Annotated in this window: 20 protein-coding genes and 1 pseudogene; 6 read left to right on the forward strand and 15 right to left on the reverse strand. The window is 74.4% G+C overall.

Annotated elements, in window-relative coordinates; genetic code table 11:
• Positions 1–15 precede the first annotated feature (15 nt).
• The 6 genes and pseudogenes from mug to ABEA77_RS17850 form a co-directional block, all read right to left on the reverse strand.
• Positions 16–582 (reverse strand): G/U mismatch-specific DNA glycosylase, encoded by a 567-nt coding sequence (gene mug, locus ABEA77_RS17825; protein ID WP_345648131.1) that lies wholly within the window; start codon positions 580–582, stop codon positions 16–18.
• 5 nt (positions 583–587) lie between these two features.
• Positions 588–2,027 (reverse strand): adenylosuccinate lyase, encoded by a 1,440-nt coding sequence (gene purB / locus ABEA77_RS17830; protein ID WP_345648134.1) that lies wholly within the window; start codon positions 2,025–2,027, stop codon positions 588–590.
• Positions 2,028–2,037: 10 nt separating this feature from the next.
• Positions 2,038–2,835 carry an SGNH/GDSL hydrolase family protein gene (locus tag ABEA77_RS17835; protein WP_345648137.1) on the reverse strand — a complete coding sequence of 266 codons (798 nt, stop codon included), beginning with the start codon at positions 2,833–2,835 and terminating at the stop codon, positions 2,038–2,040.
• A gap of 158 nt (positions 2,836–2,993) precedes the next feature.
• Positions 2,994–4,007 (reverse strand): hemolysin family protein, encoded by a 1,014-nt coding sequence (locus tag ABEA77_RS17840; RefSeq protein ID WP_345648140.1) that lies wholly within the window; start codon positions 4,005–4,007, stop codon positions 2,994–2,996.
• Positions 4,004–5,365, reverse strand: coding sequence for a hemolysin family protein (locus tag ABEA77_RS17845; protein ID WP_345648143.1), 1,362 nt, complete (start codon positions 5,363–5,365; stop codon positions 4,004–4,006). Before ABEA77_RS17845 ends, ABEA77_RS17840 begins: the two co-directional genes overlap by 4 nt.
• A gap of 247 nt (positions 5,366–5,612) precedes the next feature.
• A pseudogene (locus tag ABEA77_RS17850) lies at positions 5,613–6,064 on the reverse strand (GNAT family N-acetyltransferase).
• Between the two features lie 377 nt (positions 6,065–6,441).
• Here ABEA77_RS17850 and ABEA77_RS17855 point away from each other — a divergent pair.
• Positions 6,442–7,026 carry a TerD family protein gene (locus tag ABEA77_RS17855; protein ID WP_345648145.1) on the forward strand — a complete coding sequence of 195 codons (585 nt, stop codon included), beginning with the start codon at positions 6,442–6,444 and terminating at the stop codon, positions 7,024–7,026.
• Between the two features lie 55 nt (positions 7,027–7,081).
• On the opposite strand, the gene ABEA77_RS17860 is transcribed toward ABEA77_RS17855, so the two are convergent.
• Genes ABEA77_RS17860 through bioB form a run of 4 tightly spaced genes read right to left on the reverse strand, consistent with a single transcriptional unit; the run spans position 7,082 to position 10,732 of the window.
• Positions 7,082–7,426 carry a VOC family protein gene (locus ABEA77_RS17860; protein ID WP_345648147.1) on the reverse strand — a complete coding sequence of 115 codons (345 nt, stop codon included), beginning with the start codon at positions 7,424–7,426 and terminating at the stop codon, positions 7,082–7,084.
• 55 nt (positions 7,427–7,481) lie between these two features.
• A complete protein-coding gene (bioD, locus tag ABEA77_RS17865) occupies positions 7,482–8,216 on the reverse strand; it encodes a dethiobiotin synthase (protein ID WP_345648148.1) in 735 nt (244 codons plus the stop codon).
• 1 nt (position 8,217) lies between these two features.
• Complete coding sequence (locus tag ABEA77_RS17870; protein ID WP_345648151.1) at positions 8,218–9,525, reverse strand: adenosylmethionine--8-amino-7-oxononanoate transaminase; 1,308 nt, start codon at positions 9,523–9,525, stop codon at positions 8,218–8,220.
• Positions 9,518–10,732: a biotin synthase BioB gene (gene bioB / locus ABEA77_RS17875; RefSeq protein WP_345648154.1), complete on the reverse strand. Its 1,215-nt coding sequence runs from the start codon at positions 10,730–10,732 to the stop codon at positions 9,518–9,520. The genes ABEA77_RS17870 and bioB overlap by 8 nt, the downstream gene beginning before the upstream one ends.
• 144 nt (positions 10,733–10,876) lie before the next feature.
• Between bioB and ABEA77_RS17880 the strand changes: the two genes are divergently transcribed.
• A complete protein-coding gene (locus ABEA77_RS17880; protein WP_345648156.1) occupies positions 10,877–12,037 on the forward strand; it encodes an 8-amino-7-oxononanoate synthase in 1,161 nt (386 codons plus the stop codon).
• Between the two features lie 243 nt (positions 12,038–12,280).
• Positions 12,281–12,706, forward strand: coding sequence for an ATP-binding protein (locus tag ABEA77_RS17885; RefSeq protein WP_345648159.1), 426 nt, complete (start codon positions 12,281–12,283; stop codon positions 12,704–12,706).
• A 40-nt stretch (positions 12,707–12,746) separates the two neighbouring features.
• Here the strand turns inward: ABEA77_RS17885 and ABEA77_RS17890 are convergent, their stop codons facing one another.
• From ABEA77_RS17890 to ABEA77_RS17900, 3 genes are all read right to left on the reverse strand, one after another.
• Complete coding sequence (locus ABEA77_RS17890) at positions 12,747–13,223, reverse strand: C40 family peptidase (RefSeq protein ID WP_345648162.1); 477 nt, start codon at positions 13,221–13,223, stop codon at positions 12,747–12,749.
• A gap of 638 nt (positions 13,224–13,861) precedes the next feature.
• Entirely contained in the window at positions 13,862–14,170 is a 309-nt protein-coding gene (locus ABEA77_RS17895; RefSeq protein ID WP_345648165.1) for a hypothetical protein, read from the reverse strand.
• Positions 14,171–14,177: 7 nt separating this feature from the next.
• A complete protein-coding gene (locus ABEA77_RS17900; protein WP_345648168.1) occupies positions 14,178–14,828 on the reverse strand; it encodes an ATP-dependent Clp protease proteolytic subunit in 651 nt (216 codons plus the stop codon).
• A 62-nt stretch (positions 14,829–14,890) separates the two neighbouring features.
• Here ABEA77_RS17900 and ABEA77_RS17905 point away from each other — a divergent pair, with 62 nt between their 5' ends.
• Positions 14,891–15,172 (forward strand): type II toxin-antitoxin system Phd/YefM family antitoxin, encoded by a 282-nt coding sequence (locus ABEA77_RS17905; RefSeq protein ID WP_345648170.1) that lies wholly within the window; start codon positions 14,891–14,893, stop codon positions 15,170–15,172.
• 49 nt (positions 15,173–15,221) lie between these two features.
• On the opposite strand, the gene ABEA77_RS17910 is transcribed toward ABEA77_RS17905, so the two are convergent.
• On the reverse strand, positions 15,222–16,271 hold the full coding sequence (locus ABEA77_RS17910; protein WP_345648173.1) for an NAD-dependent epimerase/dehydratase family protein: 1,050 nt from the start codon (positions 16,269–16,271) through the stop codon (positions 15,222–15,224).
• A 62-nt stretch (positions 16,272–16,333) separates the two neighbouring features.
• A complete protein-coding gene (locus ABEA77_RS17915; protein WP_345648175.1) occupies positions 16,334–17,053 on the reverse strand; it encodes a lysophospholipid acyltransferase family protein in 720 nt (239 codons plus the stop codon).
• A gap of 201 nt (positions 17,054–17,254) precedes the next feature.
• On the opposite strand from ABEA77_RS17915, the gene ABEA77_RS17920 reads away from it, so the two are divergent.
• Positions 17,255–17,611 carry a 5-carboxymethyl-2-hydroxymuconate Delta-isomerase gene (locus tag ABEA77_RS17920; protein WP_345648178.1) on the forward strand — a complete coding sequence of 119 codons (357 nt, stop codon included), beginning with the start codon at positions 17,255–17,257 and terminating at the stop codon, positions 17,609–17,611.
• A 156-nt stretch (positions 17,612–17,767) separates the two neighbouring features.
• Positions 17,768–18,778 (forward strand): aldo/keto reductase, encoded by a 1,011-nt coding sequence (locus ABEA77_RS17925; RefSeq protein WP_345648181.1) that lies wholly within the window; start codon positions 17,768–17,770, stop codon positions 18,776–18,778.
• Positions 18,779–18,794 lie beyond the last annotated feature (16 nt).

Here is an 18,794-nt window from a genome sequence, read left to right on the forward strand (position 1 = left end):
CCGCGCCGGCCCGGGTCAGGGCAGGTCCGCCGCCACGCGGAGCCTCGCGAACTCCTCCGCCATGGTCTCGACCGTCCAATGGGCGTTGAGCCCACTGGGGTTGGGCAGCACCCAGATGCCGGTGCCCGCGAGGGTGCGGCCCTGGCGGCCGACCGCCGCCCTCTTGTCGCCGAAGGCGGTCCGGTAGGCGGTGATCCCGGCGACCGCGAGCCACCGCGGCCGCAGCTCCTCGACCTTGGCGCGCAGAACCTCGCCGCCCGCGCGCAGCTCGGCGTCGGTCAGCTCGTCGGCGCGGGCGGACGCCCGCGCCACGACGTTGGTGACGCCCAGGCCGTACGCGAGCAGCTCGTCCTGCTCGTCGGGGCGCAGCTGCCGCGGGGTGAAGCCCGAGCGGTGCAGCACGGGCCAGAAGCGGTTGCCCGGCCGGGCGAAGTGGTGGCCGACCGCCGCCGACAGCAGGCCGGGGTTGATGCCGCAGAACAGCACCCGCAGGCCGGGCGCCGTCACGTCGGGGACGAGGCGGCCGCGCGCGGCCTCCAGTTCGGCGGGGGTGACGCGCGGGGCGCGCTCCTTGCGGGCCACCGCGGTCAGAGGATCGAGCCGGGGGTGTATCCGGCCGCGTCCGGGTGCTGCCCCGCGATCTCCTCGACGCGTGCCACGACGGCGGCGATCTGGCTTTCGGCGGCGCCGGTGAAGGAGAGCTTGTCCGCCATCAGGGCGTCGAGCCGCGCCCGGTCGAGCGGCATGCGGTCGTCGGCGGCGAGGCGGTCGAGGAGTTCGTTGCGCTCCGCGCCCTGTTCGCGCATGGCCAGTGCGGAGGCGACCGCGTGCTCCTTGATGACCTCGTGCGCCGCCTCCCGGCCGACACCCGCGCGCACGGCGGCCATCAGGACCTTCGTGGTCGCGAGGAACGGCAGGTAGCGGTCGAGTTCCCGCGCCACCACGGCGGGGAAGGCGCCGAACTCGTCGAGCACCGTGAGGAAGGTCTCCAGCAGCCCGTCGAACGCGAAGAACGCGTCGGGCAGGGCCACCCTGCGCACCACGGAACAGGACACGTCGCCCTCGTTCCACTGGTCGCCCGCGAGCTCGCCCGTCATGGACGCGTAGCCCCGCAGGATCACCATCAGGCCGTTGACCCGCTCGCAGGAGCGGGTGTTCATCTTGTGCGGCATCGCCGACGAGCCGACCTGGCCCGGCTTGAACCCCTCGGTGACCAGCTCGTGCCCGGCCATCAGCCGGATCGTCTTGGCGAGGGAGGAGGGCGCGGCCGCCAGCTGCACCAGCGTCGAGACGACGTCGTAGTCGAGGGAGCGCGGGTAGACCTGTCCGACGGAGGTGAACTCCCGTGCGAAGCCGAGGTGTCCGGCGATCCTTCGCTCCAGGTCGGCGAGGCCCGCCGCGTCGCCGCCCAGCAAATCGAGCATGTCCTGCGAGGTGCCGACCGGGCCCTTGATCCCGCGCAGCGGGTACCGGCCGAGCAGGTCCTCCAGCCGCCCGTACGCCACGAGCAGCTCGTCCGCGGCGGTCGCGAAGCGCTTGCCGAGCGTGATGGCCTGCGCGGCGACGTTGTGCGAGCGGCCCGCCATCACCAGCGCCCCGTGCTCGGCCGCCAGCCTGCCGAGCCGCGCGAGCACCGCGACGGTGCGGTCCCGGACCAGTTCGAGCGACACCCGGACCTGGAGCTGCTCCACGTTCTCCGTGAGGTCCCTCGAGGTCATGCCCTTGTGGATCTGCTCGTGCCCCGCGAGGGCGTTGAACTCCTCGATCCGCGCCTTCACATCGTGCCGTGTGACCTTCTCGCGCTCGGCGATCGACGCCAGGTCCACCTGGTCGAGGACGCGCTCGTAGTCGGCGACCGCGGACGCCGGGACCTCGATGCCGAGGTCCCGCTGCGCCCGCAGCACGGCGAGCCACAGCTGCCGCTCCAGCCTCACCTTGTGCTCGGGGGACCAGACGACGGCCAGCTCGGTGGAGGCGTAGCGGCCGGCAAGGACATTGGGGATGCGTGGCTTCGCGGAGAGTGTCACAGTGACGATTTTACTGTGGCACCGGTCCTGCCCCGGTCCCGGCCTCGTACGGCAGCAGTTCGGGGCGCTTGGGCGGCCGTCCGTCGCCCGACGAGCGGCCGGTCGCGCGCCGTACGATCCACGGCCACAGGTACTCCTTGGCGAACCGCAGGTCGCTGCCGCGCCGCAGCAGCCAGCGCGGCGGTACGTGCGGAGGCAGCGCGGCGCGCCAGTCGTGCCGCGCCTCGTAGCCCAGGGTCTCCCACACCGCCTCGGCGATCCGGCGGTGCCCTTCGGCGGTCGGGTGGAGCCGGTCCACGCCCCACATCCGCTGGTCGCCGAGGACCGGCGTGCCGTACAGGTCGACGACGAGCGCGCCGTGCCGGGCCGCCAGCGCGTCGATGTGCGCGAACAGCTCCTCCATGCGCGGCCGCACGCGCTCCATCACAGGCCCGTTGCGGCCGGGGCTGCGCATCAGCACCAGCTGCTTGCAGGCCGGGCGCAGCCGCTCCACGGCCTCGTCGAGCAGGCCCCGCACGCGGCCCATGTCCACGGTGGGGCGCAGCACGTCGTTGAGCCCGCCGACCAGGGTGATCAGGTCGGGCGTCATCGACGCCGCGAGGCCGACCTGCTCCTCGACGATCTGGCCGATCAGCTTGCCGCGCACCGCGAGGTTCGCGTACCGGAAATCGGGGTTCCGCTCGGCGAAGCGGGCCGCGAGGAGATCGGCCCAGCCCCGGTACGAGCCGTCGGGCAGCAGATCCGACATGCCCTCGGTGAAGGAGTCCCCGACCGCCGCGAAGCTGGTGTATTCGTCCGTCGTCTCCATGACGCGGACGATCCTACCGCGCGGTAGCAAGCCGCGGAGGCTGCCCTGGCCCGGTCCGCGGGGGCCGCCGGTGCCGCCTGCGACCGGTCCGCGGGGAGGCCCCCTGGCCCGGGGGCCGGGCCACGAAAGCCTCCCCACCGGGCGGGCCCGCGCCGTCGTCAGGAGTGCCTGCCGACCAGCTCGCGCAGGACGTCCTCCATGGTGACCAGTCCCTTGAGGCGGCCGTCCTCGTCCAGGACCGCCGCCTGGTGGGTACGGCTGCGGCGCATCGCGGTGAGCACGTCGTCCATCGGGGTGGCGTCCCGCACCCGGGCGATCTGCCGCATGTCGGCCACGGCGAAGGGGCGGTCGCGGTCGACGGCGTCGAGCGCGTCCTTGACGTGCAGGTAGCCGAGGATGCGCCGGTTCGAGTCGACCACGGGGAAGCGGGAGAAGCCGGACTCGGCCGAGAGCCGTTCGAGCCCGTCGGGCGACACCCCGAGGCGCGCGGTGACCACGCGGGCCAGCGGAGTCACCACGTCGCGCACCGGCCGCCTGCCGAGTTCGAGCGCGTCGTGCAGCCGCTCGGACGCCCGGTCGTCGAGCAGCCCGGCGTGGCTGGTCTCCGTGACAAGGCGTCCCAGCTCGTCGCCGGAGAACGCCGCCGCCACCTCGTCCCTCGTGTCGACCCGCAGCAGCCGCAGCAGGCCGTTGGCGAAGGAGTTGACCGTGAAGATCACCGGTTTCAGCGCCCGCGCAAGGCCGACGAGCGGCGGCCCGAGCAGCAGCGCGGCCCGCGCGGGCTCGGCAAGGGCGACGTTCTTCGGCACCATCTCACCGAGCAGCATGTGCAGATACGTCGCCAGGACGAGTGCGATCACGAACGCGATGGTCCGGCCGGCGCCGTCCGGCAGACCCGCCGCGTGGAAGACCGGTTCCAGCAGGTGCTCGATGGCGGGCTCCGCGACGATGCCGAGTACCAGGGTGCACAGGGTGATCCCGAGCTGCGCGGCGGCCAGCAGCGCCGAGACGTGTTCGAGCCCCCACAGCACGGTGCGTGCGCGCTTGTCGCCCTCTTCGGCCAGCGGTTCGACCTGGCTGCGGCGCACGGACACGAGTGAGAACTCGGCGCCGACGAAGAAGGCGTTCACCACCAGCGTCAGCAGGCCGATGATCAGCTGGAGGGCGGTCACCGCGCTTCCCCCTCGCCGCGCCCGAGCGGGCCGTCCCCCGGCTCCCGGGGAGGCAGCGGCGCCCGCAGCGTCACCCGCGCCGCGCGCCTGCCGCGCGCGTCCGACACCTCGAAGCGCCAGCCGTCCTCCGTGTCGACCACGTCGTCCTCGGCGGGGATCCGGCCGAGAGCGGCGGCGACGAACCCGGCGAGCGTCTCGTAGGGGCCCTCCGGCACCCGCAGCCCGATCGCCTCCAGCTGGTCCGTACGGACGGCGCCGTCGGCCGACCACAGCGCGCGGCCGGCCGCGTCGTCGCCGACGCGTGCCAGGTCGGCCGTCTCGTGCGGGTCGTGCTCGTCCCGCACCTCGCCGACGACCTCCTCGACGATGTCCTCAAGCGTCACCACCCCCGCCGTGCCGCCGTACTCGTCGATCACGACGGCCATGGTGCGCCGCCCGGTGAGCCGGTCGAGCAGCCGGTCGACGGTGAGTGTCTCCGGCACGAGCAGGGGCTCGCGCATCAGTGAGGTGACGGGGCGGCGGGGCCGCTCCTCGGCGGGCACCGCGAGCACGTCCTTGATGTGGGCCGTGCCCACCACCGTGTCGAGGCCGCCGCGGTGCACGGGGAAGCGGGAGAGGCCGGTGGCCCTGGTGGCGTTCGCGACGTCCTCCGCACTGGCCTGCGCGTCGAGGGCGACGACCTGGACGCGGGGCGTCATCACGTTCTCCGCCGTCAGCTCCGCCAGGCTGAGGGTCCGTACGAACAGCTCGGCGGCGTCCGGTTCGAGCGCGCCCTCCTTCACGGAGTGCCGGGCCAGCGCGACCAGCTCCTGCGGGGAGCGCGCCGACGCCAGCTCCTCGGTCGGTTCGAGGCCGAGGCGGCGCACGATCCGGTTGGCCATCGCGTTGAGGTGCCCGATGAACGGCCGGAAGACGGTCGTGAAGTACGACTGGGGCGTCGCGACCACCTTCGCCACGGCGACCGGGGAGGAGATCGCCCAGTTCTTGGGCACGAGCTCGCCGACGACCATCAGGAAAACGGTGGACAGCGCGGTGCCGATCACCAGGGCGAGGGACGCGGCAGCGGACGGCGAGAGCCCTGCCGCCTCCACGGGCCCGCGGATCAGCCGGGCCACGGACGGCTCCGCCAGCATGCCGACGACCAGGTTGGTCACGGTGATGCCCAGCTGGGAGCCGGAGAGCTGGAAGGTCAGGCTGCGCACGGCCCGCAGCGCCCCCGCAGCGCCGCGCTCGCCGCGCTCCACGGCGCGTTCCAGGTCGCTGCGCTCCACGGTGGTCAGCGAGAACTCGGCGGCGACGAACCCGCCGCACAGCAGCGAGAGCAGCACGGCCACGGCGAGCAGGAGGACCTCGGTCATCGGTTCACCTCGGTCCCATGATCGGTCAGGAGGCCGGTGCGCGCGCGGCGCCGGGTCCTCTCCGGCATGGCTCGGCCGCGGCTGCAGAGAGGCTCGCCCATGGGCGGACGCTCACACCTTCCAGGGGTCGGGGCCTGTCGGCCCTGGGTCGGTACGGTGCCCGCGTGCCGGCCGGGCACGGCCGGTTCGTACGGACAGAGCACGCATGCCCCCTCATGGTAAAGGAAAGGCAAAGCGGCGCGGGTTGTCAGCCGGTCAGCGGCTTGACCCAGCGCGTCCACTGCGGCTCGGGCGCGTATCCGGCGGCCCGCCAGGCGCGGTGCGCCGGGCCGTTGCGGTCCAGCACCATCGCGTCGCCGCGCCGCCCGCCGAGCGCCGCGAAGCGCTGCTCGGCCGCCGCGAGCAGCGCGCCCGCCACGCCCTGCCTGCGGTGCTCCGGGTGCACGGCGAGCCGGTAGAGGTGGCACCGCCACCCGTCGAACCCGGCGATGACCGAGCCGACGAGCAGCGGCGGGCCCCCTCCCTGTTCCGCGCCGCCCGTGCGCTCGGCCAGCAGCAGGGCGCCGGGATCGCGGTCCAGCAGCCGCGCCACGCCCGCCCTGTCGTCGCTGATGCTCGTTCCCTCGCTGCGGCGCGCCAGAAGGCGAGCACGGCATCGAGGTCGGCCGCTCCTGCGGCCCGTATCCGGGGGCCGCTCATGCGGTGGCCGTCGCTTCCGGGGGCGTCCATGGGGCCATCCCAGCACCGCGCGGCCCGGCGGGCGAGCGCAATCCGGGGCGGGGCCGCGAGCGGCCGGGCCTGCCGGTACCGGCGCCCGCCCGCGGGGGCACCGGACGCGGGGGAAGCACGGGTGACCGACCGCGCGCGCCGGCCGCCGACCCGGGAAGGAACGGTTCCTTGATCGTGACGGTCCGCCATGACCGGTCGTGGACGCCTGCGGCTACGATCCGTTGCGGGGACTGCCGCCGGCGCGCGCCGGCGGTCAGGGCCGACATCAGGATGCGCACCTCGGACGGCACGGCCGTCCGCGAGACGCGGCCCCCGTGCGGGGGCACGGCCGGGCCGGAGGAGGGGACATGATCACACTGACCAAGGACGACGGCGCCGCCGACCTGACGGGCGTGACGAAGATGGGGGTCGGCGCCTCCTGGGACACCTCCTCGGGCGGCAGCGGCGGGATCGTCGGCTGGGCGAAGAAGCAGCGCGGTGTCGACCTCGACGCGATCGCCGTCCTCATGCAGGGCGCCGAGCCCGTCCGCTACGCGGGCCTCGGCTCCCTCGACCCGCTCGGCAACGGCGCGGTCGTCCACTCCGGCGACAACCAGACCGGGCGCGGCGACGGCGACGACGAGACCATCAACGTCACCTTCGCCGACGTGCCGTCCAACGTGACGTCGATCGTCTTCGTGTGCGCCGCGTTCAAGAAGGGCAGCGCACTGGAGAAGGCGGCCAACATCTCGTTGAAGATCTACGACTCGACGGGCGGCAGCACGCAGCAGGTCGCCGACATCTGGCCCTCGCTGCTCGGCGACGGCAACGCGGTGGCCGTGGCCAAGGCGTTCAGGGACGGCGCGTCGTGGAAGCTGGAGGTCGTCAACCGCCGCGGCAAGGTCAAGCAGGGCGACACCGCCTCGCTGATGCGTTTCGCCATGGGGAGCTGACCCGGGCCCCGCACCAGGGCCCCCGGGGCGTGTCCCGGCGCGCAGAACGGCGCGGTCAGGAGCCGACGAAGCAGAACTCGTTGCCCTGGGGGTCCTGGAGCACCTGGAAGCGCCCGTAGGCGTCGACCACCAGCTCGCCGAGCGCGGTCGCGCCCAGCGCCACGGCCTCCGCCGTCGCCCCGGGGATGTCGTCGGGCGCCAGGTCCAGATGGAGCCTGTTCTTCGCCGCCTTCGGCTCCTGCACCCGCTGGAAGGCGAGCCGCGGCAGGTCGGGCGGGTCCACGTACGACCAGTGCGGCTCCCGGTCCACCGGCTCCGCGCCGAGCAGCGCCGCCCAGAACCGGGCGAGCGCCGCCGGGTCGGCGCAGTCGAAGACGATCTCGTCGAGGCATGCACGCATACGCCGAGTCTACGAGCGCCCGCGGCGCCTGTCCGGCGCTCCCGGCCCCCGGCCGCTACGCGCCCTCCGCCTCCGGCGGCGCGAAGCGGGCGCGGAAGGCGTCCGCGTCCCAGGTCCCGCCGAGCCCGGGGGCCAGCCAGCCGGCCGCCGCGGCGCGGAACTCCGCGGGCGCGAGCGCCCCGACGCCCTGCGGGAGGGCGCCGAGCAGCGGCATGCCGGAGACGGCCGGCAGGTCCGCGAGGTTGCACCGCTGCGCGAGGTCCGGGGCCTTCGGCCAGCTGCCGATGACCGCGCCGAGCGCGCCGACGCCCCGGCGCTCCAGCGCCTCGGCCGTCAGCGCCGCCGCGTTGAGCGTGCCGAGCCCGGCCCGTACGACGACGAGCACCGGCGCGCCGAGCAGCCTGGCCGCGTCGGCGAGCGTGCCGCCGTCCCCGTCGAACCGTACGAGCAGCCCGCCGGCGCCCTCGACAAGGACCAGGTCGTGCCCGGCCGCCAGCTTCCGCGCCGCCTCGGCGACGTCCGCCGGTCCTACCGGCTCGGCGCCCGCCCGCCTGGCCGCCGTGTCCGGCGCCAACGGGTCGGGGAACCTGGCCAGTTCGAAGGTCGCGACCGGACCTGCGAGCCGCCCGGCGAGCGCGACGTCGCCCTCCTCGCCGGGCGCGAGCCCGGTCTGCGCGGGCTTGAGCAGCGCGACCGAGCGCCCGGCACGGGCCGCGAGCGTCGCGACCGCCGCCGTCACCATCGTCTTGCCGATCTCCGTGTCCGTGCCGGAGACCACCACCACCGGCATGTCAGCCCTCCCGAGCCGCCGCGGTCACCGCGCGGCAGATCGTCGCCAGGTCGTCGTCGCCCGTCACGTAGGGCGGCATCGTGTACACGAGGTCGCGGAACGGCCGCAGCCACACGCCCGCACGGACCGCGGCGGCCGTCGCGGCCGCCAGGTCCACCTCGTGGTCGAGCTGCACCACCCCGATGGCCCCGAGCACCCGCACGTCCCGCACGCCGGGCAGCCCGGCAGCCCCGGCGAGACCCTCGCCGAGGCCCGCCTCGACGCGCTTGACCTCACCCGCCCAGTCCTGGCCGAGCAGCAGGTCGAGGGAGGCGCAGGCGAGGGCGGAGGCGAGCGGATTCCCCATGAACGTCGGGCCGTGCGCCAGCACGGGCACGTCGCCGCGCGAGATGCCCGCGGCCACCCGCTCCGTGCACAGCGTCGCCGCCATCGTCACGTAACCACCGGTCAGGGCCTTGCCCACGCACATCACATCCGGCGCGACGGGCCCCTGGTCCGCGGCGAACAGGGTGCCCGTGCGCCCGAACCCGGTGGCGATCTCGTCGAACACCAGCAGCACGCCGTGCTCGTCGCACGCCTCCCGCAGCACCCGCAGGTAGGCGGGGGAGTGGAAGCGCATGCCGCCCGCGCCCTGCACCACGGGCTCCACCACCACGGCGGCCGCCTCGTGCGCGTGCCGCGCGACCGTCTCCCGCAGCGCGTCCGCGTACGTCTCCTCGTACGCGGCGGGCGGCGCCTCGGCGAAGACCTGCCGCGGCAGCGCACCCGACCACAGCTCGTGCATGCCGCCCTCGGGATCGCACACCGACATGGGGTGCCAGGTGTCCCCGTGGTAGCCGCCGCGCCAGGTCAGCAGGCGGTGCTTCTCCGGGCGGCCGAGCGAACGCCAGTACTGCAGGCACATCTTGAGGGCCACCTCGACCGACACCGAGCCGGAGTCGGCCAGGAAGACGTGGCGCAGCGGCTCCGGGGTGATCTCCACCAGACGGGCCGCGAGCCGCACGGCGGGCTCGTGCGTGAGCCCGCCGAACATCACATGGCTCATCCGGCCGAGCTGGTCGCGCGCCGCCTCGTTGAGCACCGGGTGGTTGTAGCCGTGGATGGCCGACCACCACGACGACATGCCGTCAATCAACTCCCCGTGGCCGTGGGCGGGTTCGGCGAGCCGCAGCCGCACCCCTGAGGCGGAGGTGACGACGAGCGGGTCCGCGCGACCGGGCATCGGTCCGTAGGGGTGCCACACATGGGCCCGGTCGAGCGCGAGGAGTTCGGGCACCGCGAGGCCGCCGGGGGCGAGCGGGTCAGGCATTCGGCGCCAGGTCCGTCCCCGCGCCCCTGCGCCGTACCGCCACCAGGTCCGAGCGCGCGGCGTCCGCCGCGGCCCCCTGCGCCGGTACGTCCTGGCCGCGGCCGGAGCCCGCGGCTCCGCGGCCGGCCGCGGCCGGCGCGCCGTCGGGTGAGCCCTCCTCCGCGCACGCGCGGCCCTCCCCGCAGGCGTGGCCCGCCGCCTGCGCGCGGTGCGCGGGCAGCGTCGTCTCGTCCGCGCCCTCGACCGTGAACCCGGCGTCCGCGATCATCTCCAGGTCCTTCCTGCCCTCCTGGCCCTCACTGGTGAGGTAGTCGCCGAGGAAGATCGAATTGACCAGGTGCAGCGCGAGCGGCTGGAGCGAGCGCAGGTGGACCTCCCGGCCGCCCGCGAGCCTGACCTCGACGTCCGGGCAGACGAACCGCACCATCGCGAGGATCCGCAGGCACCGCTGCGGCGTCAGGTTCCACTCCTCGGCGAGCGGCGTGCCCTCGAAGGGGATGAGGAAGTTCACCGGCACCGAGTCGGGGTCGAGCGCGCGCAGCGAGAACACCACGTCGACCAGGTCGGCGTCGCTCTCGCCCATGCCCGCGATCAGTCCGGAGCACGCGGAGAGCCCGGCCGCCTGCGCGCGGTGCACCGTCTCCACCCGGTCCGCGTAGGTGTGGGTGGTCGTGATGTCCCCGTACGTGGATTCCGAGGTGTTGAGGTTGTGGTTGTAGGCGTCGGCGCCCGCCGTCCTGAGGCGCTCGCCCTGCCCGGCGGAGAGCAGTCCGAGGCACGCGCACACCTCGACGCCCTCGTTCTCCTCCTTGATCGCCTCGATCGTCTTCGACACCCGGTCGATGTCGCGGTCCGTGGGACCGCGTCCGCTCGCCACCAGGCACACCCGCTTCGCGCCGCCCGCGACCCCGGCCGCCGCGGCCCGGGACGCCTCCTCGGGCTTCAGCCAGGTGTACTTGAGGATGTCCGCGGTCGACCCGAGCCGCTGCGAGCAGTACGAGCAGTCCTCCGGGCACAGCCCGGACTTGAGGTTGACGAGGTAGTTGAGCTTCACCCGCCGCCCGAACCACTGGCGGCGCACCTTCCCGGCCGCGGCCACCACGTCGAGCAGCTCGTCGTCGGAGGTCGCGAGCACCGCGAGGGCCTCCTCGCGCGTCGGCTGCTCGCGCCGCAGCCCCTTCTCCACCAGTGTCTTCAGCAGGTCCATGGACCGATCCTCGCGGACGGCCGCCGCACGGTGCCAGGGCGGAAGTCACCAAAACGACCACCGCGAAGTGTGGACATGACCACACCTCGGGCCGGTTTGCCTCCGGTTAGTGTCTGTGCACTGCCTACAAAAGGACCCGACGCCATGGCACACGACCCCTTCGCCTGGACCGAGGAAGCGGCGCGCGACCGGGAGGCCTCAGGACTCGTACGGGCCCTGCGACCGCGCCCCGAGCGGACCGACGTGCTCGACCTGGCGAGCAACGACTATCTGGGCCTCGCCCGCCGCCCCGAGGTCACCGGCGCGGCAGCCGACGCGGCACGGCGCTGGGGCGCGGGCGCCACCGGCTCGCGCCTGGTGACGGGGAGCACCGCGCTCCACGCCGAGCTGGAGCGCGAACTCGCCGCGCACTGCGGCTTCGAGGCCGCCCTCGTGTTCTCGTCCGGATACGCGGCCAACCTCGCGGCGCTCACCGCGCTCACCGCGCGCGGCTCCCTGCTGCTCTCCGACGCGGGCAACCACGCCTCGATCGTGGACGGCTGCCGCCTCTCGCGGGCACAGACCGCGGTCGTGCCGCACGCCGACCCCGACGCGGTCGACAAGGCCCTCGACACGTACGGCGCCGGGCGGGCCCTCGTCGTCACTGACGCGGTCTTCTCCGTGGACGGGGACGCGGCCCCGCTGCGCGCGCTCGCCGGTGTCTGCCGCACGCGCGGCGCCGCGCTCCTGGTGGACGAGGCGCACGGACTCGGCGTGCTCGGCCCCGGCGGGCGCGGGGCGCTGCACGCCGCGGGCCTCGCGGACGCCGGGGGGCGGCTCCCCGGAGGCGTCGTCGCCACGGTGACCCTCTCCAAGTCGCTCGGCAGCCAGGGCGGCGCGGTCCTCGGCCCCGCGGGGGTCGTCCGGCATCTGGTCAACACCGCGCGGACGTTCATCTTCGACACCGGGCTCGCGCCCGCGGCCGCCGGGGCGGCGCTCGCCGCGCTGCGCTGCCTGCGGGCCGAGCCGCACCTCGCGGACCGCGCCAGGGAAGTGGCCCGTACCCTGCACACCGGGCTGACCGAGGCCGGACTTGAAGCGGTACGCCCGGACGCGGCGGTGGTCTCCGTGCGGGCGCCCTCGCCGCGGGCGGCGGCCGGGTGGGCCGCGGACTGCCGCCGCGCGGGCCTCGCGGTGGGGTGCTTCCGGCCGCCGTCCGTACCGGACGGGATCTCCAGGATCCGGCTCACCGCCCGCGCCGACCTCACGGACGGCCAACTCGCCCGGGCCGTCCGTACGGTCGTCGAAACCGCGCCCGAACGCTGAGCGTGCGCCGCCCGGGACGGGCCCGGCCGGTGTGGCGGGTCCAAAACCGGCTGAGTATCGAACAGTTCACCGCTTCGGGCGACAGATACGGCATATCCCGGCGAATGGGCCGGCCCGGCGGCACCATGGACCGCACGCCGACGCGGGGCGGAGCAGGTCCGTCCGTCCGCCCGTGCCGCGCGTTCGACCCCGTGCCCGCTCTCGCACCCGGGCCCCGCCCGGTGGAAAAGGGACAGCCCCGCCATGGCAGACCACCAGGAAGCATCCGTCACACTGCCGAGCGAGCCCGCCTCGGTTCCGGTGGCCCGCAGATATGTCGCAGAACTCCTCACGGAGTGGGGCCTCCCGGTGGAGGCGGAGACTGCTGAAACGGTCCGCCTGGTCATCTCCGAACTCGTCACCAACGCGGTGCTGCACACCTTCGGCACCTCGCCCACCTTCACCGTGGACGTGGCCCTCGACCGCCACGAGCGCCTCAGGATCGGCGTCACCGACAGCCATCCGCGCTGGCCGAGGCGGCTGCCGGCGGCGGTGCAGCAGGACAACGGACGCGGCATGGTGATCATCCGCTGGCTGGCCGCCGAGTGCGGCGGGCGGCTCTCGGTCACCCCGACGCCCGAGGGCGGCAAGACGGTCTGGATCACCCTGCCCTGGGTGGCGGCGGCCTGAGGTCCGCCGAGCGGGCCGCCGCCACCGCGCGGGCGGCCGGTCAGGCCACGCGCCCGTACCAGACGTCCTTCGTCCAGATGTGTTCGAGCCGCACCGTGGAACCGGTCTTGGGCGCGTGCCAGATGCGGCCGCCGCCCGCGTAGATGCCCACGTGGTAGGCGTTCGACCCGCTGTGGAAGAAGACCAGGTCGCCCTTGCGCCTGGCCGCGGATGAGATGTGCTCGGTGCCGTTGTACTGCTGCTGCGTGGTGCGGGGCAGCGACTTGCCCGCCTTCTTGTACGCGTAGGCGGCGAGCCCCGAGCAGTCGAAGCTGTCGGGGCCGGCCGCGCCCCAGTGGTACGGAGATCCTGCCTTGGAGGCGGCAACGCTCACCGCCCTGACGGCGACGGCGGAGGCGGCGTGCGCGTCGGGCTGGGCGCCGGGTGCCGCCAGGGTGCCGCCGACGGCCACCAGCGTGAGGGCCGATACGGTGCCGGCCCGGGAGAACAGAGACGGGACATGAACCTGCGCAGTCATGCGCAACCCTTCGTCAGCCGCCTGTGAAGGATGGCCTGTCGGGTTCGGGCGCGAAGGTGCCCGGCCGCCGAAGCGGCTTCACCCCGAGGAGCGGTCGCGTCGCCGCGCCGTTCCGTAACGCTCGGGTCCTCCACTCCTGCCGATCCACTCGTGTCCGCACGAAGTCCGGTACGGCGGCAGGACTCGGCGTCCGCCCGGACCGCCTCGCCAGGTGACGAGGGCTTGCGACCTGTCGCAGGGATCGTGGCAAGCGGTCCGCGGATTTCCGAGCCGAAACGGCGATATGTGAAACTCGTCACAGTTGGTCTGTTTGTGTGGATCGGGCGGACGGGCGGCGGTCGGTGCGGGCCCGATCCGGGCCGCGTACCTGCGGCGCCATCGATCGCACAGGGTTCTCACCCGGTCACGTTCCGCAACCGGGGCGGGTCCCGTGCGGCCGGGGCCGACTGGTCCGAACGGGGCCGGGCCCGACCCGCGGACTGCGCCGTCCGGGGCATGCCCGTCCGGGGCGGCGGTCAGGGACCGACCGGCCGGAGCGGAGGCCGGGAGCTGATGGCCAGGGGGTGACGGTCGGAGGGGCGACGGTCGGAGGGGCGGCCGGGGTTGGCGGCGGAGCCGGTGGCCGGGGAGCCCCGGGGTCAGGCAGAGGGGTCGCGCGGCAGTGCCGCCCGCCCGGCCCGCCGCTCGCCGTCGAGCACCCGCAGCGCCCTGGCCGGCGTGCCCGCGTGCAGCTCGGACTCGCCGCGCGCGTGCATGCGCGCCAGGGCGTCGCGCAGCTCCAGAGCACGGGCGGGCAGCGCCTGGGCGGCGCGCAGCGCGGCGTACGTGTCGCCCGCCCGTGCGGGGTTGAGGCGGCCGACCAGGTCCACGACGGCGAGATAGCCGTCCACCACGTCGCACTCGGCCCGGGTCGGCGCGGGCAGCGGCGGCAGCTCGGGCGGCAGCACCGTCCGCTCACCGCCCGGCGACGGCGCCCGGCCCCGCCGCTGGGCCGGCGGCGCGGCGGTCGACGACGTGGTCCACGAGCCCGAACTCCAGTGCGCCCGCCGCGTCGAGGAAGGTGTCCCGGTCGAGGCTCGCCTCGATGTCGGCGGCGCCCCTGCCGGTGTGGTGGGCCAGTGTCCGGGTCAGGAACGCGCGCTGCCTGACCAGTTCCTCCGCGTGGATCAGCAGGTCGGACGGCTGCCCGCGGACCGGCTCGGGCATGGAGGGCTGCTGGAGCACGATCCGCGCGCCGGGGAGCGCCGTGCGCTTGCCCGGCGCGCCCGCGGCCAGCAGCGCGGCGGCGACCGACGCGACCTGGCCGAGGCAGGTCGTGCTGACGTCGCAGGAGATGGTCCGCATCGTGTCGTAGACGGACGACATCGCCGTGACCGAGCCGCCGGGGGAGTTGAGGTACAGCGCGATGTCCTGGCCGGGTGCCGCGTACTCCAGGTGCAGCAGCTGGGCGATCACGTCGTTGGCCGCGGCCTCGTCGACGGGTGTGCCCAGGAAGACGATGCGGCCTTCGAGCAGTTTCGAGTACGGGTCGAGGGTCCTGGTCCCGAGGCTGGTGCGCTCGGTGAACTCCGGCAGGACGTACCGGGCCGAGGGTGGCTGCTGCATGGCTCCTCCTGGGACGAAGAACGCAAGGAATGTACAGGATGTACAGAACTATGATGGGGACTATGGCCCACGAGATTCCGGTGACGCAAGCCCGCGCCGAGTTCGCCGAACTGATCAACCGCGTCGTCTACGGCGGGGAGCGCGTGGTGGTCACCCGGCACGGAAAGCCCCTGGTCGCCCTGGTCTCCGCCGCTGACCTGGACTTCCTCGAAAGCGCCGAGGAGGGGACGGGGGAGCGGGTGACCAGGTCCGTCTCCACGGTCCGCGAGGTGCCGTCCGCCGAAGGCGAACGCCCGCGCTTCGGCATCGCCGCCCACCACACGTCCGGGCACCGGAGGGAATGACCGCGCCCCGGACCGGCGCGTGCGCGCGGGACCGGGGCGGCGGGCATCGTCAGGGGCGCGAGGCGAGCCAGGCGTCCTCCGCCGCGTAGTCGAAAAGACCGTCGCCGTACGCCCGCGCCATCGCGGGGAAGGCGTCACGCCAGTCGGCGTGCGCGGCGAGCCGCTCGGTCAGGTGGGCCACCGTCGCAGGCAGCGAGTCCGCGTACGACGTCACCGGCCGGTAGCCCAGCGCGCGCTCGGCCGCGCCCATGTCGAGGACCACGGGGTGGGGCAGCGACCAGGGGGTGTCCCCGACCCCGCCGGCGGGCGGCGGCCCCGGCACGAGCACGGTCTCCGGCGCGCCGCCCGTCACCGCGTCCACCGCCGCCGCGATCCCGGCGACGCTCGGCGCCTCGGGATCCGCCGCGTTGAGTACCCGGGAGCCTGGGGTACGGGCGGCCAGCCTGATCAGCTCGGCCAGGTTCGACGTGTGCACCGGGTGGAAGCGGCTCTCGCCGCCGTACGCGAGGACGCGGCGGGTGCGGCCGTCCAGCGCGCGCTTCACGAAGTACAGCTCGCGCGGGGAGCGGGAGTGCGCGCCGTGCACCGCGCCCGCCCGCAGCACGGTCGCAGGCAGCACGTCCCCGGCCGCCGCGAGCCGCTGTTCGAGCCGCACCTTGCGGGTCCCGTACGAGCCGTCTCCCGGCGCCACCGTCCGCTGCGACTCGGGGACGGGCACCGGGTAGCGGGGGAAGCCGCCGGGCTCGCCCTGCGTGTCGAAGCTCCGGCCCGCGTCGTCCTCGTAGACCGCCGCGGTGGAGACCACCACGGCGGAGCCGATCCGCCCGGCCGCCGCCAGCGCGGCCAGCTGTCCGGCGTGCCCCTCGTCGTACGCCACCAGGTCGACCACCACGTCGCAGCCGCCGCCGACGGCCGCTGCGAGCGCCGCGTCGTCGGCCCGGTCGAGCGCGGCGGCGCGCACCTCCGGCGGCCATGCCGCGTCCCGGCCGCCGCCGCGCGAGGCCGCCGTCACCTGCCAGCCGTCCTCGGCGAGCACCCGCACCGCGGCGCGCCCGATCTGTCCGGCGGCGCCGATCACCACCACGTCTCCTTGTGTCATGCCGGGCACGCTAGGTGGGGCGCCGGGCCCGCGACCAGCGCCGTTCGCCCGCCGCGGATACGCTAACGGCGGCGCCGCGGCGGGAACCGCCGGGACGGTCCCGGGAGTTCCGCCTTGACGTCCGCCGCGTAGCGGTCCACGTACTCCTGGCCGGAGAGCCGCAGGACGGCGTACATGATCTCGTCGGTCACCGCGCGGATCGCGGCCTTCTCGGCGTCGAGGCCCGCGTAGCGGGAGAAGTCCAGCGGCTCGCCGAACCTGATCGTGACCCGTCCCGCGCCGAGCCGCGGCATCTTCCGCCCGGCGGGCTGGAGTTCGTACGTCCCGACCATGGCGCACGGCACCACCGGCACGCCCGCCCTGATCGCCATCACGGCGACGCCCACCTTGCCCTTGTAGAGGCGCCCGTCGTGCGAGCGGGTGCCCTCCGGGTAGATGCCGAGCAACTCGCCCCTGCCGAGCACCGCGAGGCCCTCCTCGACCGCCGCGCGGCCGGCGTCGCGGCCCGACCTGTCCACCGGGATCTGCCCTGCGCTGCGGAAGAAGAACGCGGTCAGCCGGCCTCCGGGGCCGCGGCCCGTGAAGTACTCCGCCTTGGCAAGGAAGGTGATGCGCCGGCGCAGGACCGCCGGCATCAACAGGTGGTCGGCGAAGGACAGGTGGTTGCCCGCGACGATCGCCGCGCCCCGCGCGGGCACCCGGCCGAGGCCCTCCACGCGCGGCCGGAAGACCAGCCGCAGCAGGGGGCCGAGCAGGACGTACTTGAGCACGTAGTAGAACACGATCTCTCCCTCGCTCCACGGGATCGGCTCCGCAACCGCGTTCTGTCCCGGCCGTCCTCCGGCGGCCCGTCGATCCGGCTGTGTCCTGGAGTATGGCCGCCCGCGCGCGTCCCCATGTCTGCCCGGCGAGGCTTCGCGGCCCGGAGGGCCGGGCACAGAGTGGGGGCACGCATCCACGGGACGAGCACCAGGGAGCACCCCATGCCGCAGATCGCCGTCGACTACTCCGCCGTACTGACCGACGCCTTCGACCGGCCCGCCTTCGCGTCGGCGATGCACGCCGCGGTGGTGGAGATCGCGGCCTCGGCGCTCTCCGACTGCAAGACCCGGTTCACACGGTGCGAGGAGACCGTGGCACGCGCGGGCGAGACGGGGCACGGGGTGGTGCATGTGAGCATCGGCCTCCAGCCGGGCCGCAGCGCGGAGGTCAAAGCGCGGCTCACGCGGAAGGTCGTCGAGCTGCTCGGCCGGCACGTCCGGCCGGTGGCGGGCCTCACGCTGCACGCATCGGCCGAGGTCAGGGAGCTCGACCCCTCCTACCTCAAGGTCGTCCGCTGACGGCAGGGGCGAAGACAGCGCCTTGCGATAGGCGGCGTGTGCAAGTATTGTCTATGCATGTAAAGCGCGTACGCATTTAATGTGCGCGCGGTCGGGACGGGGCCTGCGGGACAGGCCCTCCGGCACGCACACCCACCCCCCTGCGAAGGCACTGTCATGTCCCTCAAGGAAGTACTCCCCGGCCGTCTCGGCTTCGGCACCGCGCCGCTCGGCAACATGTTCCGCGCGATCCCCGACGACGAGGCGCGCGCCACCGTCGAGGCCGCCTGGGACCACGGCGTCCGCTACTACGACACCGCCCCCTTCTACGGTGCGGGCCTCGCGGAGGAGCGCCTCGGCGAGGTGCTCGCCACCAGGCCCCGCGACGGCTACGTGCTCTCCACCAAGGTCGGCCGGGTCGTCCTCGACGAGCGCGAGACCGCCGCAGCCGACTTCGGCGAGAAGGGCGGCATCTTCGCCCACGGCAACCCGAACAAGATGCTCCACGCGTGGACGGCCGACGCCACCGAGCGCTCCATCGAGGGCAGCCTCAAGCGCCTCGGCGTGGACCGCCTCGACGTCGTCTGGGTCCACGACATCGCCCAGGACTTCCACGGCGACCTGTGGGTGCGGAAGTTCGAGGAGGCACGCACCGGCGCGTTCCGCGTCCTGTCCAGGCTGCGCGACGAGGGCGTCATCAAGGCCTGGGGCCTCGGCGTGAACAAGACCGAGCCCATCGAGATGACCCTCGCGCTCGACGAGCCGCAGCCGGACGGCTTCCTCCTCGCGGGCCGCTACACCCTCCTCGACCACGGACACGCCCTCCAGCGCCTGCTGCCGCTGGCCGAGGAGCAGCACGTCGGCATGGTCGTGGGCGGCCCCTACAGCTCCGGCATCCTCGCGGGCGGCGCCCACTTCGAGTACCAGCAGGCCCCGCCGGGGATCGTCGAACGGGTCGGCAGGCTCAAGGACCTCGCCGCGCGGCACGGCGTGAGCATCAAGGCGGCGGCCCTGCAGTTCTCGCTCGCCCACCCGGTGGCCGTCGCGGCCGTGCCGGGCGCCACCCGTCCCGGCCGCATCGCCGAGGACGTCGCCGCGCTCGACGAGCGCGTCCCCGCCGCCTTCTGGCACGACCTGCGCGCCGCGGGTCTCGTCAGCCCCGCGGCGCCCCTCCCAAACGGCGCCTGACCCCGCGCCGCGGGCG

This window comes from Streptomyces tremellae, from assembly GCF_039540215.1.
GTDB lineage: Bacteria > Actinomycetota > Actinomycetes > Streptomycetales > Streptomycetaceae > Streptomyces > Streptomyces tremellae.